Raw genomic sequence first — 15,923 nt, forward strand, 5'->3', positions numbered from 1 at the left:
AAGTCTGAAAAGAAGACGACGTTACCACAAACTGGTCAAAGTTCTGATAGCTTCTTAAGCCTGATCGGAACCATGCTTCTGTCACTTCTCAGCTTCTTTGGCTTAGGAAAATGGTTTAAAGACCGAAAAGAAACCAAGTAAGTCAATTTGTGATTTAAAGATTAAGCGAGATTAATAAGTTTAAAGGCTAACATCCATTTTGGGTGTTAGCCTTTTTATAAATTCATACTTTCAAGGACTCATACCGATATTTAATCTGTGTGAGTCTTTTTTTCTTACCTGAAATGTTTGCTTTAATGTTAAAAAAATATTTAGTCATAATAAAAAGCTCCAAATCAGTTAGTTTTTACCTAACCATTTTGGAGCCTATTAATGTCTAAAAATTACAGAGCACTTCATAAATTAATAAAATGTTTTTTAATGACAAATTATTAGTCAACGTTTTTACGTCGAACCACACAGGTACCTTCAGGAACTTCGAAATCTTTTTGAATCAAAGTTAATTTTCCGGTATCGGCGTCTCGTGAGTAAAGAGTAGCATTGTCACTGTTTTGGTTAGCAACGATAAACATTGATTCATCGGCACTAAAGTTAAAGTCGCGAGGGAACTCACCTTCACTTGAAATCAATTGAATTCGTTTTAAATCACCATTTGGTTTAATCTTAAATACCGCAATTGAATCGTTACCACGGTTTGAGACATAGACAAAGCGGTTGTCCTTTGAAACTTTGATTCCAGCAGCACCGTTGTGACTTTCCCAATCGTCAGGAATGGTTGAAACAATTTGTTGAACCGTGAATAATCCAGCCTCTTCGTTGTAGTCAATCACAGCAACTTTACTGCTTAGTTCACCAACAAGGTAACCCTTGCCAGTTCCTGGAACAAAAGTAATGTTTCGTGGTCCAAAGCCAGGGTGAGCGTTGACTTCGCTGACTAAGTTTAATTTACCTTGATCAGAAACATCATAGAGGTAGACGCGGTCAAGACCAAGGTCACACACTACCAGTCGATTATCAGGAGTTAGATTGGCATAATGAGGGTGTGGTCCGTCGGCCTGCTCAGGAAGTGGCCCAGGAATTCCATTATCTTGGGCACGATCGGTAAGCTTTAAAGTGCCATCTTCTTGGATTTTGTAAACGCTGGCGTGTCCCATGTGGTAGTTGGCGGTAAAGACAAATTGGCGTCTTTCGTCAATGGAAACAAAGGCGGCTGAAGTACCTTTTTCGATGCATTCCTGCATTTCTTTAGCTGGGATGGTTTTACCATCGAAAGTTGCCACTCCACCACGGAGTTCTGGTTCGTCCATATTACGATCAACGGCGTAGATCTTGTGGGCTTTTGACTCAGCAAGATATGTAGGACTACCAATCTCGGCTACTAATTGAGTGTTTTGTAATCTTTTTTTGTCGGTATCTAACTCGATTTGGTAGATCCCCTGGCTAGCATTAATGGTGTAAGTTCCAATTAAATATTTTTCAATCATGATCTCAATTCCCTCCTAATATATACAGTTTCATTTTGCCACAAAAGTGATCCTTTTGCAGTCGAAATGTGTTTTTATTTCTTCAAATTCCAAATTTTATCAATGTCAAAAGTAGTAATCGGGACGGAAATGAAATTAGTTTAGTAAATCCTATTGACGTGTCACGTGAGCGGTGTAAACTATTGGAAATTTCACCTATCAACTACTCGTGAAATTATCAACAGGTTTGGAGGGATGAAAATGGGAAGCAAAGCAAAATTTGTTAACTCACCAAACGAACTTTTTGCTGGTTCGTTTGGCATCGAGATCGAGGAGGAACGGGTTGATCTGAATCGTGACAGTCTCTCTCGCTATGCTCACAGACGTGAACTAGGTGATCGACGAGGGAAAACACACTTTCAGACTGACTTTGCTGAGTGTATGGAAGAATTAGTTACGGATAAACACACGACCACCAAAGGAGTGCTCCTACAAATGCGATCACTTCAGTCTATTCTTCATGGAACACTAGAACCAAGTGAGATTATTTGGCCGATGTCGATGCCACCCAAACTTGATGAAGATGATGTTAATTTTGTAAGAAAGACGTTTAAGCGTTTTTGGATGGATGATTATCGCAAATGGCTCGTGAGACGCTACGGAATTTTTCGTCAAATCATGTGTGGCATTCATTTTAACTATTCACCCAGTGCTCAAATTATTGAGATTTTTCAACGAAATTATTCCATTGATAGTCGGAAAAGGGCACAGTCAGAGCTGTTGTTTCAAATTGCTCAACAATTGGTAGGATATCGTTGGCTTTTAACGTACCTTTTTGGGGCCAGCCCGCTATCAGAAAATCCAGAAGATCACTTATTCGGTGCTGAAAAAAAGATTGTCCCAGTCCGTTCTTTACGTTCCAGTCAATACGGATACGAAAACTTGGATAATATCCATGTTTCTTACGCTAGTTTGAGTCAATACGTAAACAATTTGCAGCATGAGGTTAATTCCCACAAATTATTTTCCGAGAGCGAGTTTTATGGTCCGGTGCGTTTAAAGGCTAAAGATGGGATTAATTCTGTTAAGGAAGAGGGATTCGACTATCTTGAACTTCGGACCCTTGATCTTGATCCATTTGACTTTTTAGAGATTAATTTAAAAACTTTAAATTTCATCCATCTTATAATAGTTGACGGGATCGTTAATCCTCAGAAATGGACTGACGAAAGTTTAAATGAAGCAAAAGATCAAAATAATCGGGTCGCTTTACAACATCCAACTGCTCCGTTACCACCATCTTTACAGAGTAAGACTTATCGGGTCTTGGATCAGCTTGATGAATTAATTGAACATGCTCCTAATGATTTAAAACCAGAGCTAGTTCAAGCTAATGAGGCCGCTAGAAATAAGGTTGATAATCCAAACTTGACACCATCCGCAAAACTAATGAAATATGCTGAGAATCGCTCATTAATGAATTTTGGAATTCAGCGCGGTGGGCAACTAAAAAAAGAGTATGAAAATCAGAGCCTTGAGGATGCTTTTCCTGGGGTTCAACCAGATACAGTTAATCAATACATTGAGAAACAAAAGGGAGTTTAATGAGTATTCGTTAACTCTCTTTTTGAATCATCTTGAGACTATATAAATGACACACCCGGTATGTTATACTTATAAGAGTTTGGAGGTATCAAAATGGCAGATAACGAACAATTTGTGATTATCACGGGCATGAGTGGAGCAGGTAAGACACTGGCCATGCAAACATGTGAAGATTTAGGATACTTTTGCGTTGATAATATCCCACCTTCTTTAATTCCGAAGTTCATGGAATTGGTTCACACTTCTAGTGAAATTAAGAAGGTTGCTTTAGTAATTGATTTAAGGGCTCCAGCCTCATACCACGAAATTGTTGATACCTTGGTTAATATGTCTAACGACAAAGACACTGAGGATCAGGTGATTTTTCTCGATGCCTCTGACGAAAAATTAGTGTCTCGATATAAAGAAAGCCGGAGAACCCATCCCTTAGCACGAAAAGGGCGGGTAGTTGATGGAATTGAAAAAGAACGAAAATTAATGAAAAGGGTCAAAGACTCTGCTGATCTTGTTATTAATACAAGTGATTTGACCCCACAGGAATTACGTGAGGAAATCATTCATAAGTTTAAGCTCTCTCATTCAGAGCCATTTCACGTTGAATTAATGTCATTTGGATTTAAATATGGGCTTCCAATCGATGCTGACATTATTTTGGATGTGCGTTTTTTAAAGAATCCATTTTATGTGGTTAAGTTAAGAAGTAAGACTGGAAAAGATCAAGATGTTTATGACTACGTTATGAACCAAGATGAAGCTAATGAATTTTATGAAAAAGTCTTTGACCTCGTTAAATTTACGTTACCTAAATTTAAAAAAGAAGGAAAATCGACTGTCACCATGGCAATCGGTTGTACTGGCGGTCAACATCGTTCGGTTGCAATGGTTGAACGATTGGCTAAGGATATCAAGGATCAACTTGGATATCCAGTTAATGTTACCCATAGAGACATTAACCGTCACAAAGGGGTTAAATAAATGATTGATAAAGTAGGTAAAAGAATCGGACGTCCTAAAATGGTTGTAATTGGAGGAGGAACCGGTTTACCTGTAATTTTAAAAAGTTTGAAAAAGCGTGATGTTGATATTACCGCTGTTGTCACGGTGGCTGATGATGGGGGGTCATCAGGGATCCTTAGAAACTACATTAATGTTTTGCCACCGGGAGATATTCGCAATGTTATAGTGGCACTTTCGACGTTGCCTCAGATTGATTTGGATATCTTTCAGTATCGCTTTGAATCTTCCGACAAGTTTCTTGCTGGGCATGCCATTGGCAATTTAGTAATTGCGGCGCTTTCTGAAATGAGCGGCGGCTTTTTTGATGCCATCCAAAAGTTGACCGACATTATGAAGGTCGACGGGCATGTGTATCCGGTGTGTGATGAAAGTTTAGAACTACACGCTGAGTTTTCCGACGGGACGACCATGTCTGGAGAATCTGAAATTACCAATTCTGACAAAATGATTAAAAAAGTGTGGGTTGAATCTACTGATGGCAATAAGAAGCCAGAGGCAGTTCCAAGTGTGATCAATGCGATCATGAACGCTGACCAAATTGTTTTGGGACCGGGAAGCTTGTTTACCAGTATCTTACCCAACCTGATGGTTGATAATGTTGGCAAAGCGGTTACTGAGACCGACGCGGAAGTTGTTTATATTTGTAATATCATGACTCAGAAGGGTGAAACCGATAATTTCACTGACGCTGATCATGTCCGGGTTTTAAATCGTCATTTGAAAACTAATTTTATCGATACCGTTTTGGTTAACAATAAAAAAGTTCCAGCGAGTTATATTGATCATCAACGCTGGGGTGATGAAGCTCAACCAGTGAAATCTGATTTTAAGGGTTTAAAGAAACAAGGTTGTCGGGTAATCTCTTCTGATTTTCTTGAATTAAGAGACCACGGAGCTTTTCATAATGGACTACTAGTGTCCGACGAACTGATTCGTTTATTAGGGCAACCTAAAATTCGCCAGTAGGGGATGATTAGATGTCATATGCTAGTGACGTCAAAAAAGAATTAACTAACCTAGAAGTCCATCGAGCTAACGCAAAAGCAGAACTGATGGCATTAATTCGAATGAATGGAACACTTAAAATATCCGAAAAACACCTGGTGTTAGATGTTCAGTCCGAAAATCCAGCAATTGCTAGACGACTGTATCAACTTTTACTTCAGTTTTATCACGTTGAAGGAGAAGTTCTGGTTCGAAAAAAGATGAAACTAAAAAAGAACAATCTATACGTGGTGCGTTTGAATCATCATGTAAGAGCAATCTTGGATGATTTGGGCATTTTGGATGGAAACAAGATTATTGAACGGGTGCCATTAGAGTTACTTAAAGATGATGGGCAGGTTCGTTCTTACTTACGTGGTGCATTCCTAGCGGGGGGATCCGTTAATAATCCAGAAACATCTCGGTATCACCTTGAAATTTATTCAACGTATGAGAATCATAACGAAATGATTGCGGAGATGATGAATCGTTATCATTTGGGCGCTAAAACTACTACGAGACGAAGCGGGTGTATTGCGTATCTGAAAGAAGCTGAAAAGATTGCGGATTTTCTGCAACTAATTGGGGCCACTAATTCTATGTTAAAATTCGAGGACATTCGAATTGTTAGAGACATGCGGAATTCCGTTAACCGACTTGTAAACTGTGAAAATGCCAATATGAACAAGGTAGCCAATGCATCAACTAGGCAAATTGAAAACATTCAGTTTATAAAGGAAACCGTGGGGCTGAAAAAGTTGCCACCAAAGCTTCGAGACGTTGCCGAGGTTCGCATGAAGCATCAAGAAGTGAGTTTAAAGGAGTTAGGTGATTTGGTTCCAGGAGGACCGATTTCTAAGTCTGGAGTCAATCATCGGTTACGTAAAATTAATGAATTTGCAACTCAATTACGTTCCGATAATGCCTAATGAAACGAACAAAAAAGCAGCAATTAGAATAATTCTAATTGCTGCTTTTGTTATAAACAGGAACTAATTATTTTTTGTCAGAACTGTTTTTCATGATACCGTCAATCAAACCGTAATCAACTGCTTCGTCAGCGGTAAGATAATTGTCTCGTTCAGTATCACGGTTAACTCTTTCAAGGGGTTGACCGGAATTTTCGGCAAGTAATTCATTAATCATCTTACGGGCACGCAAAATTTCTTTTGCGGCGATTTCGATTTCAGTTTGTTGACCTTGAGCACCACCAGATGGTTGGTGAATCATGATTTGAGCATGTGGCAATGCAAAGCGCTTCCCTTTGGCACCAGATGAAGCCAAGACACTGGCCATTGATGCTGCCATCCCCATCACGATGGTTTGAACATCGGCGTGGATGAAGTTCATCGTATCGTAGATTGCCATTCCAGAAGTGATAACACCACCTGGTGAGTTGATGTACAAGTAGATATCTTTGTCAGAGTCTTGAGCATCCAAGAACAATAGTTGAGCAATAATTGCGTTAGCCATATCATCCTGGATTTCACCGGATAACATAATGATTCGGTCTTTTAGAAGACGTGAGTAAATGTCATATGCACGTTCACCTTGTGGTGAGTTTTCGATGACAGTTGGAACTAAATTCATATCCATACTCCTCCTTTGATAATTTCAAATTATATCAAGTTATAAAAGTCATTCTACATTAAAGGTCAATAAAGGTCAAAAACTTTGCTTGATGATAATTATGCGATTGATTCACGTGAGTATTTGTGTAAATCAACTTCTTTATTGTAGTTCATCTTGGTGTCTTCTGGGAAGTAAACACCATACCAAAGAATGAAAGTGTAGATGGTAAAGATCTTTTGCATGCTGGATTTACCTTCCATGTGTTCTTTCAGGATGCGGTCTAATTCATCCACATTAAAGAACTTTTGGGCAATATCGGAATGAAATGCTGTTTCGATTTTATCATGGTATTTGGGTTCTTTGATCCATTGTGCGATTGGGGATGGGAAACCTAGCTTTTCTTTGTCGGCAACGATCTTTGGTACTTGCGAGGAAGCCGCCTTTCGAAAGGCCACCTTAGTGATTGGATTGCCGTCTTTATCAAATGAAATTCGAGTTTTAGTTGGCATCGTTTTGGCGAATTCTGCTACGTCTTTGTCAACTAGTGGAGTTCGAACTTCAAGACTGTTAGCCATGCTCATCCGGTCAGCCTTTTGCAGGATATCAAAGGGTAACCAGGTGTTAATGTCAAAGTACTGTTCCTGCGTTACTTCGTCCTTGCCAGCCACTTCATCAAAGATATGCTTAGTGTACTGACCAGTATCGAAGTTAAGTGATTTATCTTTTAAGACGCGCTCACGATCGTGTTCGTCAAACACGTAGTTAACCCGATAGTATCGTTCATACAACGGTTGAGCACCACGGATTAAGAAACGACGACCGTGAAAACGTGGGAGTGATGAGGCGATTTTACCGAGAGCGGTTCTAACAAACTTTGGTACCATCTTTTGGTACTTCTCAAAGGTAAAAGCTTCAAGGTACGTATTGTATCCGCCAAAGAATTCATCAGCACCTTCACCGGATAATGAAACAATTAGGTCTTTTCTAGCACTATGTGACAGGTAGTAAAGTTGTGGAGCAGAAGGATTAGACAGTGGTTCGTCCATGTAGTACATCATAGTAGGAAGGAAATCGAAGTAATCCTCACCATCAATTGTGGTGGCCGTGTTCTTTTGTCCAATTTCTTTTGCAAACTTAGTTGACCATTTTAATTCACTGTACTTAGAACCGTTAAACCCAAGTGAAAATGATTGCATAGGTTTAATCTTAGCGGCTTCATTTAGCACATAACTGGAATCGACACCACTTGATAGAAAACTACCCAAAGGAACGTCAGACGCCATGTGCGCCTTAACACTGTCATCAACTAATCCTTCGATCTTTTTAGCGTCCCCATCAATGGTTTGCGAATTATCAATGTGATCGTAGTTGTACTTGTAGTATGTGTCAGTGGTAGTTTTACCATCTTTATAGATGAAATACTGTCCTGGCATCACCTTATAAACGTTTTTAAACATTGTTTCTGCTGATGGGATGAATTCAAAACTTAAGTGAACTGGTAATAATTTGGTATTCAGTTCCTTTTTAAAATTAGGGTTTGCTAAGAAGGCTTTGATCTCAGATCCCCACATGAAATTCGTTCCATCATCATAGTAGTAGAGTGGTTTGATACCAAAGTGGTCTCGAGCTCCGAAGACCTGGTGTTTCTTTGAATCGTAGATTGTAAATGCAAACATTCCGCGAAGCTTTGAAAGTAATTTTTTCGGACCCCATGCTTCGTATCCACGAATTAAAACTTCTGAATCACAGTCAGTATCAAATTTTTGACCTACTGCAATTAATTCTTTTTGTAAATCTTTATAATTATAAATCTCACCATTAAAGGTTAAAACGTCGGTATCATTATCACCAAACATTGGTTGATGACCATTGGCTAAGTCAATGATTGATAAACGACGAAAACCCATTGAGATTTCATCATTTTGGAAGAAACCATCATCATCTGGTCCACGGTGTTTAATTCTTTTAGCCATGCTTTTGATAGTATCCTTCGGGATATTATTTTGGTTAATATAACCAGTAAATCCACACATAGTATCCTCTCCTTTTCAATTGCTTATTAAATTGATTATTTCTGCTAACCAAACTCCATTAACTATCTTAAGTTGTTCGCACACAAAAGGCTAGCTATGTATGGCTAGTCTCAATAAAATATTAATAAATTTGTCTATTTAACGGTTACATTATGGGTTACATTGCTTACAGAACAGCCCTTGTTAGCCGGAACTGTCTAATTAATTTTTAGACGAACGCTTAACCGTCATCCGCTTTAACGGAAACAAGATTCCAAGAATCAAGCCAATACTTAATGTAAATGAAAACATAATTATACCAATAATGGTTCCGACTTTCATCATTAAATCATGACTAAGCATGGCATCAAGATTGATAACACAACCAATTATAAAGATTACTACCCATAATATCGGAGATAAAATCTCGACCTTTTTCATTAAAGGTTTGTCTTGTGTAATGGTTTTCCAGTTCTTCTCATAGAGAATAATGATGCAAATGTCAATCACGAAGAGGGGGATTAACCAAAGGTCACGTAAATTAAAGGGCAAAATAAATAATATTATCCCAATTACGAGTAAGACCAGCTCAAAAAAGTAAGCATACTTTGAGATATAACCATACCGTTTTATACGGATCATCTTTTGTCTAAAACTTAATTTTGGTTTGTGGTTATTTTCAGGGTTGTGACCGGTCAGGTTACTGACTGGAACTTGATAAAGGGTAGCAAGGTTGCTTATCGCATTTTGATCAGGTTTACTTCTACCATTTTCCCACGCTGAAATGGTTTTTCTTGAAACGTTAATTTTATTGGCAACTTCTGCTTGAGTTAATTGATTTTGTTTTCGATATTTTTTAAGGTTTGCGTTTAATTTCATATATAAGTTCCTACAGTTCGACTTAACCTCTATTATAACGGTAATGGTCAATTGAAAGAAATTAAAAGCAGTGAGCGAGACTCTCTCACTGCTTTATGCGCATGGACGGAATCGAACCGTCATCTCAAGAACCGGAATCTTACGTGCTATCCATTACACTACACGCGCAACACAATATTAAATATAGTAGATTAGAGGAAAAAACTCAAGATAATAATGGTTTTTAATTACAAATGGGGTTTGTTTTTGCTATACTATTTCTGGTAATGAATTTCGAATTCATTGTCACAATTTTATCGCTTGTAGCTTGTCATTTGGTGTTTTTAATCACTGACATGATTTGGCAAAAGTGTTAAGATGTGAATGTATTAAAATTTGATTATTCCAAAAGGAGGAAGCATATTATGACTACAAAAATTGGTCTTAATGGTTTCGGAAGAATTGGTCGTCTAGCATTCAGACGTATCCTTGAATTGAATTCAAGTGATATCGAAGTTGTAGCAATTAATGATTTAACTACCCCTTCAATGTTAGCTTACCTACTAAAATATGACTCAGTTCATGGTCGCTTTGACGGTGACGTTTCAGCTACTGAAGATGCAATTATCGTTAACGGTACTCGTATCCCAGTTTATGCAGAACGTGACGCAAAGAACATTCCTTGGGTTAAAAATGATGGTGTTGACTTCGTACTTGAATGTACCGGCTTCTACACATCAAAAGAAAAAGCACAAGCTCACCTTGACGCTGGTGCAAAGCGTGTCTTGATTTCAGCACCTGCTGGTCAAATGACTACTGTTGTTCCCGGTGTTAACATGGATGATTTGACTTCAGAAGACAAGATCGTTTCTGCTGGTTCATGTACCACTAGTTGTTTAGCACCTATGGCTTACTGGTTGAACAAAGACTTTGGCGTTAAGTTAGGTACTATGACTACTGTCCATGCTTACACTGCTTCACAAGCACTTCAAGATGGTCCACGTAGCGCTAAGTTACAAAACAACCGTGCTGCAGCTATTAACACTGTACCTCACTCAAGTGGTGCTGCTAAAGCTATCGGTTTGGTTATTCCAGAACTTGATGGTGTCCTTAAAGGTCACGCACAACGTGTTGCCGTAGCTGATGGTTCATTAACTGAATTAGTAGCTGTCTTAGACAAGAACGTTACTGCTGAAGAAGTTAACGATGCTATGAAGAGTCATGCAAACGATGCCTTTGGTTACGCTGATGACTACATGGTTTCAACCGACGTTATCGATGACTCACACGGATCAGTATTTGATCCAGGTCAAACTGAAATCACCCAAAGTGGTGACACTCAATTAGTTAAAACTGTTGCTTGGTACGATAACGAATGGGGCTTCACTTGCAACATGGTTCGTACCTTGTTGAAATTTGCTACTCTATAATTTTAGATTGCAACTTTGAAAAGGCGGAGGAGGGAAATCTCTTCCGTCTTTTCCTTTATAAAATATAACTAACACTGGAGGCAATCACGATGGCAAAAGTAATCGTTGATGATTTAGATGTTCAAGGTAAAAAAGTTCTGATGCGTGTTGATTTTAACGTTCCAATTAAGGACGGTAAAATTGGTGATGACAACAGAATCGTTGCTGCTCTTCCAACAATCAAGTACGTAATTGATCATGGTGGTAAAGCAATCTTATTCTCTCATTTAGGCAGAATTAAAACAGAAGATGATAAACCTGGTTTATCACTTCGCCCAGTTGCAGAAAAATTAGCTGAATTGCTTGGCAAACCAGTTACATTTGTTCCTGTTACTGAAGGTCCGCAGCTTGAAGAGGCAATTGATAACATGTCTGACGGCCAAGTCCTTTTGGTACAAAATACTCGTTATGAAGATGTTGTTAATGGTAAGAATGTTAAACGTGAATCTGGTAATGACCCTAAGTTAGGGGAATACTGGGCTTCACTTGGTGATGAATTCATTAATGATGCGTTTGGAACTGCTCATAGAGAACATGCTTCAAACGTTGGGATCGCTAAAGCAATGGAAAAGGCTGGTAAGCCAGTTGCTGCCGGATACTTAATGGAAAAAGAAATTAAGTTTTTAGGTAACGCTGTTGATAATCCAAAGCATCCATTTATCGCAATTCTTGGTGGTGCTAAAGTTTCTGACAAAATTGGTGTGATCGATCACTTGTTGGACAAGGCTGATAAGATTATTATCGGTGGTGGAATGACCTATACATTCTATGCCGCTAAGGGAATCCCAGTTGGTAATTCACTTGTTGAAAAAGATAAGATTGATGTTGCTAAAGATATCCTTAAAAAAGGTGGCGACAAGATCGTCTTACCTGTTGACTCAGTAGTAGCCGACAAGTTTTCAAATGATGCAAAGGCTGAAGTCGTTGATGGTGGAATTCCAGACGGCATGATGGGTCTTGACATTGGTCCTAAGAGTATTAAATTATTCGAAGACGTTTTAAAGGACGCCAAGACCGTTGTTTGGAACGGACCAATGGGTGTTTTTGAATTTCCTAAGTTTGCTAAGGGAACCTTGGCAATTGGTAAATTCTTGGGTACATTAACTGATGCTACTACCATCGTTGGTGGTGGAGACTCAACCGCTGCTGTTAAGGAATTAGGTGTGGCTGATAAGCTTACCCATATCTCAACTGGTGGGGGAGCTTCGCTTGAATATCTTGAAGGTAAGACTCTTCCAGGGATTGCATCAATTTCTGATAAAAAGTAATTTAAAAGTCACCGATTTAATCGGTGACTTTTTTGTTTGTATCAATTTTCTAGCTTATTGCTTCTCTTTCGGCTAAAATGTAGGTAAAGATGAATTATGAGAGGAGAAGTATCATGCGTATTCCCTTTATTGGTGGGAACTGGAAAATGAACTTGTCTTTAGATGAAGCAGTTCAATTTGTGATTGATATCAAAGATAAAATACCAGATCCTAAAAACGTTGAAACGGCTCTTGCAGCTTCACCGTTGTTTCTTGAATCAATGCTTAAAGCCAACGGATCGAGTCCATTGCACGTAACAGCTGAAAATTGCTTTTACAAAAATGAGGGTGCTTATACTGGGGAAGTTAGTCCTAAAGCTCTCAGTCAGATGGGAATCCCGTACGTGATCGTTGGTCATTCTGAAAGACGTCGTTACTTTAACGAGACTAATGACATCATTAATAAGAAGGTTCATGCGGTTTTAAATAACAATATGAAGCCGATATTATGTTGTGATGAAACGATGGGACGACTTGAGACTGGTGATCGAATCCACTGGGTAGTTAACCAGGTTACCGCTGGTTTAAAGGGTGTTTCCGAAAAAGACGCTTTAAAGGTCGTTATTGCCTATGAACCAAGTTGGGCAATCGGGACAGGTCATAGTGCTTCAACTACCGAAGCGGAAGAGGGATGTTACCTAATTAGACAAACTTTAGCTGACATTTACTCGGATGATATTGCTAACCAGATTCGAATCTTATATGGTGGAAGTGTGGACCCAAATAACATCATCTCGCTTATGAAACAAATTGATATTGACGGGATTTTAGCCGGTAAAAGTAGTCTTGAACCAAAGGAATTTTTGGAGCTTGCGAATTACCAAGATTTGCAAAATAATTAGTTATTATGATTGCAAGTTAAAGCCTAAACTAATAGAATTAAGTTGACCTTTAAATATAGGTAACAAATTCACTAAGGAGAGATAACATGTCAATTATTTCTGATATTTATGCTCGCGAAGTATTGGATTCACGTGGAAATCCAACTGTTGAAGCTGAAGTTTACACAGAAGACGGTGCAATGGGCCGTGGAATCGTCCCATCTGGTGCCTCAACTGGTGAACACGAAGCCGTAGAACTTCGTGACGGAGACAAAAATAGATATATGGGTAAGGGTGTTACTAAAGCTGTTAGCAACGTTAATAACATTATTGCCAAACAAATCGTTGGTTTCGATGTAACTGATCAATTAGGTATTGACCAAGCTATGATCAAACTTGATGGCACTCCAAATAAGGCTAAGTTAGGTGCTAACGCAATCTTAGCCGTTTCAATTGCTGCTGCTAGAGCTGCAGCTGACGAACTTGGCGTTCCATTATATAACTACTTAGGTGGTTTCGATGCACATGTTCTTCCAACTCCAATGATGAACGTTATCAATGGTGGTAAGCATGCTAACAACAAGGTTGATTTCCAAGAATTCATGATTATGCCAATTGGTGCAAAATCATTTAGAGAAGCTGTTCGAATGGGATCAGAAACATTCCATAACTTGAAAGCAATCTTAGCAGAACGTGGATACTCAACTGCTGTTGGTGATGAAGGTGGATTTGCACCTGATTTGAAGAATAACGAAGAGCCATTTGAAATCTTAGTTGAAGCAATCAAGCGTGCTGGATACAAGCCAGGTAAGGACATTTCAATTGCCTTTGACTGTGCCGCTTCAGAATTCTACAATGCCGACACTAAGAAGTACAACTTGGTTGGTGACGGTAAATCATACAATGCTGATGAATTCATCACTTTGCTTGACAGCATCGTTGAAAAATACCCAATCATTTCAATCGAAGATCCACTAGATGAAAACGAATGGGAAGATTGGCAAATGGCTACTAAGCGCTTAGGTAAGAAAGTTCAAATCGTTGGTGATGATTTGTTCGTTACTAACACTGAGTACTTGTCAAAGGGTATCAAGATGAACGTTGCTAACTCAATCTTGATTAAGCTTAACCAAATCGGTACTTTAACTGAAACTGTTAATGCCGTTAACATGGCTAAGGAAGCTAGTTACACTGCAATTATTTCTCACCGTTCTGGTGAAACTGAAGATACCACTATTTCAGACTTAGTTGTTGCTTTAAACACTGGTCAAATCAAGACTGGTTCAATGAGTCGTGGTGAAAGAATTGCTAAGTACAATCAATTGATGAGAATTGAAGATCAATTAGGATCAGTTGCTGTGTACAAGGGAATTAACTCATTCTACAACTTGAGTCCAGAAGCAAAAGAAGCAATCATCAAAAAATAATTGATTTAAAAACACCTTCGTTATGAAGGTGTTTTTTTATACATAAATTTCGTGAGTTCGTAAACCTTCCTCGTATTTAATCACAGAAAGAGGAGGAGAAACATGAATATTACAAAACAATTTTCATTATTTTTAGCATTAATTGCAATTACAGTTGGATTATCATTGAGGATTTTTACTCCAAATGTGAGGGCAAGCGAATACACCATTACTGCTCATAAACATTGGGTAAATAAGGACGGAGAAAAGGATTCATCGTATGCCTTTGACATTGCCAGAGTGAACGTCAAAAATCGAGCTGATATCAAGGCGCCACTAATTCCTGGGTTTCATTTAGATAAAAGTATTCCACCAATCTATGTGGGAAGTGACGTGGTCGTTTTTAACTACAATAAAGACGAAGATTTGCCGATTCCGTCACCTCACATTCCGATTAAACCAATTCCAAGTAACGATCATCCAGATTCTGGTGGAACAGTTCCATCCAATGATCATAAGCACGATCGTCCAGTTGAACCGGCTGATAATCGTAAACCAATCGTACCAGCTGAACCGACCAAAAAACCCGCTCATTCTCAAGATCTGCCAGATAAACGACCTCATGAATCAGGTAGAATCGCCCCAGATAAAAAAATAGTTGGTAATCACAGTGAGCCAATGGCAAAACGTATCAGTCAGAGTAGTAAGAAGCAGAAAGATCAGTATGAACCCACGAAGAAGGTACTTGAAAATGGGATGAATCCAATGTTATTACGTGGTAAAAAAAGATCTGGGCGTCATCCTGTTCAAATGCCAAATGAAAACGGAATGAGCAAGTATAATCGACGTAATTTCACTAATCACGCTCCGTACCTAGATGCGAACCACGATTCAATTGCAACGGTTCACGTGAGAAGAAGTAAACATGGGGTAAACAGAACCCATACGAATCGCCAACCTACTAAAAGGTTACCTCAAACCGGGGAACGCACCAGCGAACTTCTTTCACTGATTGGAATGGTAATTTTGCTGTTCAGTTCGATTTTGTTTATTAGGACCAATCGAACTGAGAAATAATGATGGACTGGAAATAACTCCTAGTTTATGCTAAACTAATTAAAGTATTGATAAGCCTGTTTAGCTGATGGGTAGGAGGCATTTTTTTGAATAATCTTTTGATGATATTATTATGGATCGTTAGTATTCTCATTATTGGTGCAGTTTTAATGCAACCTTCTAAAAATAATGATGCAATGTCATCACTCTCTGGTGGTGCAAACGATTCTTCCTCTGAGTCCAAGCCGAGGGGCTTTGAGGCATTTATGCAAAAAGTGACTGTGGTACTAGGAATCTTTTTCTTTGGTATCGCATTAATTCTAATGTGGATTTCATCACATTAATAAAAAACC

General features: G+C 38.7%; 15 protein-coding genes and 1 tRNA gene. 11 read left to right on the forward strand and 5 right to left on the reverse strand.

Annotation, left to right across the window (positions count from 1 at the left end; genetic code table 11):
• On the forward strand, positions 1-141 hold a 141-nt coding region (locus AC6UD6_RS05755), incomplete at its 5' end, for an LPXTG cell wall anchor domain-containing protein (protein ID WP_500696109.1).
• 290 nt (positions 142-431) lie between these two features.
• On the opposite strand, the gene AC6UD6_RS05760 is transcribed toward AC6UD6_RS05755, so the two are convergent.
• Positions 432-1,484, reverse strand: a complete 1,053-nt coding sequence (locus tag AC6UD6_RS05760; protein WP_500696013.1) for a lactonase family protein — start codon at positions 1,482-1,484, stop codon at positions 432-434.
• Positions 1,485-1,724: 240 nt separating this feature from the next.
• On the opposite strand from AC6UD6_RS05760, the gene AC6UD6_RS05765 reads away from it, so the two are divergent.
• From AC6UD6_RS05765 to whiA, 4 genes are all read left to right on the forward strand, one after another.
• Positions 1,725-3,068, forward strand: a complete 1,344-nt coding sequence (locus AC6UD6_RS05765; protein ID WP_500696014.1) for a glutamate--cysteine ligase — start codon at positions 1,725-1,727, stop codon at positions 3,066-3,068.
• A gap of 93 nt (positions 3,069-3,161) precedes the next feature.
• On the forward strand, positions 3,162-4,043 hold the full coding sequence (rapZ, locus tag AC6UD6_RS05770) for an RNase adapter RapZ (protein ID WP_500694289.1): 882 nt from the start codon (positions 3,162-3,164) through the stop codon (positions 4,041-4,043).
• Entirely contained in the window at positions 4,044-5,051 is a 1,008-nt protein-coding gene (mgfK, locus tag AC6UD6_RS05775; RefSeq protein ID WP_500696015.1) for a gluconeogenesis morphogenetic factor MgfK, read from the forward strand.
• Between the two features lie 11 nt (positions 5,052-5,062).
• Positions 5,063-5,998 carry a DNA-binding protein WhiA gene (gene whiA / locus AC6UD6_RS05780; protein ID WP_500694291.1) on the forward strand — a complete coding sequence of 312 codons (936 nt, stop codon included), beginning with the start codon at positions 5,063-5,065 and terminating at the stop codon, positions 5,996-5,998.
• Between the two features lie 67 nt (positions 5,999-6,065).
• On the opposite strand, the gene clpP is transcribed toward whiA, so the two are convergent.
• The 4 genes from clpP to AC6UD6_RS05800 form a co-directional block, all read right to left on the reverse strand.
• Positions 6,066-6,659, reverse strand: coding sequence for an ATP-dependent Clp endopeptidase proteolytic subunit ClpP (gene clpP, locus AC6UD6_RS05785; RefSeq protein ID WP_500694292.1), 594 nt, complete (start codon positions 6,657-6,659; stop codon positions 6,066-6,068).
• A 98-nt stretch (positions 6,660-6,757) separates the two neighbouring features.
• Entirely contained in the window at positions 6,758-8,674 is a 1,917-nt protein-coding gene (gene asnB, locus AC6UD6_RS05790; protein ID WP_500696016.1) for an asparagine synthase (glutamine-hydrolyzing), read from the reverse strand.
• Between the two features lie 201 nt (positions 8,675-8,875).
• Positions 8,876-9,532: a helix-turn-helix domain-containing protein gene (locus AC6UD6_RS05795; protein ID WP_500696017.1), complete on the reverse strand. Its 657-nt coding sequence runs from the start codon at positions 9,530-9,532 to the stop codon at positions 8,876-8,878.
• 96 nt (positions 9,533-9,628) lie between these two features.
• Positions 9,629-9,700, reverse strand: a tRNA-Arg gene (locus tag AC6UD6_RS05800).
• A 236-nt stretch (positions 9,701-9,936) separates the two neighbouring features.
• Here AC6UD6_RS05800 and gap point away from each other — a divergent pair.
• The 6 genes from gap to secG all read left to right on the forward strand — a co-directional run bounded on the left by gap (position 9,937) and on the right by secG (position 15,914).
• The gene (gene gap, locus AC6UD6_RS05805; RefSeq protein ID WP_500696018.1) at positions 9,937-10,941 is read left to right on the forward strand and encodes a type I glyceraldehyde-3-phosphate dehydrogenase; all 1,005 of its coding nucleotides are present in this window, start codon (positions 9,937-9,939) and stop codon (positions 10,939-10,941) included.
• 89 nt (positions 10,942-11,030) lie between these two features.
• On the forward strand, positions 11,031-12,248 hold the full coding sequence (locus AC6UD6_RS05810) for a phosphoglycerate kinase (RefSeq protein WP_500694296.1): 1,218 nt from the start codon (positions 11,031-11,033) through the stop codon (positions 12,246-12,248).
• Positions 12,249-12,361: 113 nt separating this feature from the next.
• The gene (gene tpiA, locus AC6UD6_RS05815) at positions 12,362-13,129 is read left to right on the forward strand and encodes a triose-phosphate isomerase (RefSeq protein WP_500694419.1); all 768 of its coding nucleotides are present in this window, start codon (positions 12,362-12,364) and stop codon (positions 13,127-13,129) included.
• An 86-nt stretch (positions 13,130-13,215) separates the two neighbouring features.
• A complete protein-coding gene (gene eno, locus AC6UD6_RS05820) occupies positions 13,216-14,535 on the forward strand; it encodes a phosphopyruvate hydratase (protein WP_500694297.1) in 1,320 nt (439 codons plus the stop codon).
• A gap of 102 nt (positions 14,536-14,637) precedes the next feature.
• On the forward strand, positions 14,638-15,591 hold the full coding sequence (locus AC6UD6_RS05825; protein WP_500696019.1) for an LPXTG cell wall anchor domain-containing protein: 954 nt from the start codon (positions 14,638-14,640) through the stop codon (positions 15,589-15,591).
• An 86-nt stretch (positions 15,592-15,677) separates the two neighbouring features.
• Complete coding sequence (gene secG, locus AC6UD6_RS05830; RefSeq protein ID WP_500694299.1) at positions 15,678-15,914, forward strand: preprotein translocase subunit SecG; 237 nt, start codon at positions 15,678-15,680, stop codon at positions 15,912-15,914.
• The last annotated feature ends 9 nt before the right edge of the window (positions 15,915-15,923 follow it).

The organism is Fructilactobacillus sp. X8R2C1, assembly GCF_059900955.1.

Bases quoted from the DNA above. Each gene is read 5' to 3' on its own strand.
- AC6UD6_RS05760 (WP_500696013.1), bottom strand. From the start codon at position 1,484: ATGATTGAAAAATATTTAATTGGAACTTACACCATTAATGCTAGCCAG.
- AC6UD6_RS05765 (WP_500696014.1), top strand. From the start codon at position 1,725: ATGGGAAGCAAAGCAAAATTTGTTAACTCACCAAACGAACTTTTTGCT.
- rapZ (WP_500694289.1), top strand. From the start codon at position 3,162: ATGGCAGATAACGAACAATTTGTGATTATCACGGGCATGAGTGGAGCA.
- mgfK (WP_500696015.1), top strand. From the start codon at position 4,044: ATGATTGATAAAGTAGGTAAAAGAATCGGACGTCCTAAAATGGTTGTA.
- whiA (WP_500694291.1), top strand. From the start codon at position 5,063: ATGTCATATGCTAGTGACGTCAAAAAAGAATTAACTAACCTAGAAGTC.
- clpP (WP_500694292.1), bottom strand. From the start codon at position 6,659: ATGAATTTAGTTCCAACTGTCATCGAAAACTCACCACAAGGTGAACGT.
- asnB (WP_500696016.1), bottom strand. From the start codon at position 8,674: ATGTGTGGATTTACTGGTTATATTAACCAAAATAATATCCCGAAGGAT.
- AC6UD6_RS05795 (WP_500696017.1), bottom strand. From the start codon at position 9,532: ATGAAATTAAACGCAAACCTTAAAAAATATCGAAAACAAAATCAATTA.
- gap (WP_500696018.1), top strand. From the start codon at position 9,937: ATGACTACAAAAATTGGTCTTAATGGTTTCGGAAGAATTGGTCGTCTA.
- AC6UD6_RS05810 (WP_500694296.1), top strand. From the start codon at position 11,031: ATGGCAAAAGTAATCGTTGATGATTTAGATGTTCAAGGTAAAAAAGTT.
- tpiA (WP_500694419.1), top strand. From the start codon at position 12,362: ATGCGTATTCCCTTTATTGGTGGGAACTGGAAAATGAACTTGTCTTTA.
- eno (WP_500694297.1), top strand. From the start codon at position 13,216: ATGTCAATTATTTCTGATATTTATGCTCGCGAAGTATTGGATTCACGT.
- AC6UD6_RS05825 (WP_500696019.1), top strand. From the start codon at position 14,638: ATGAATATTACAAAACAATTTTCATTATTTTTAGCATTAATTGCAATT.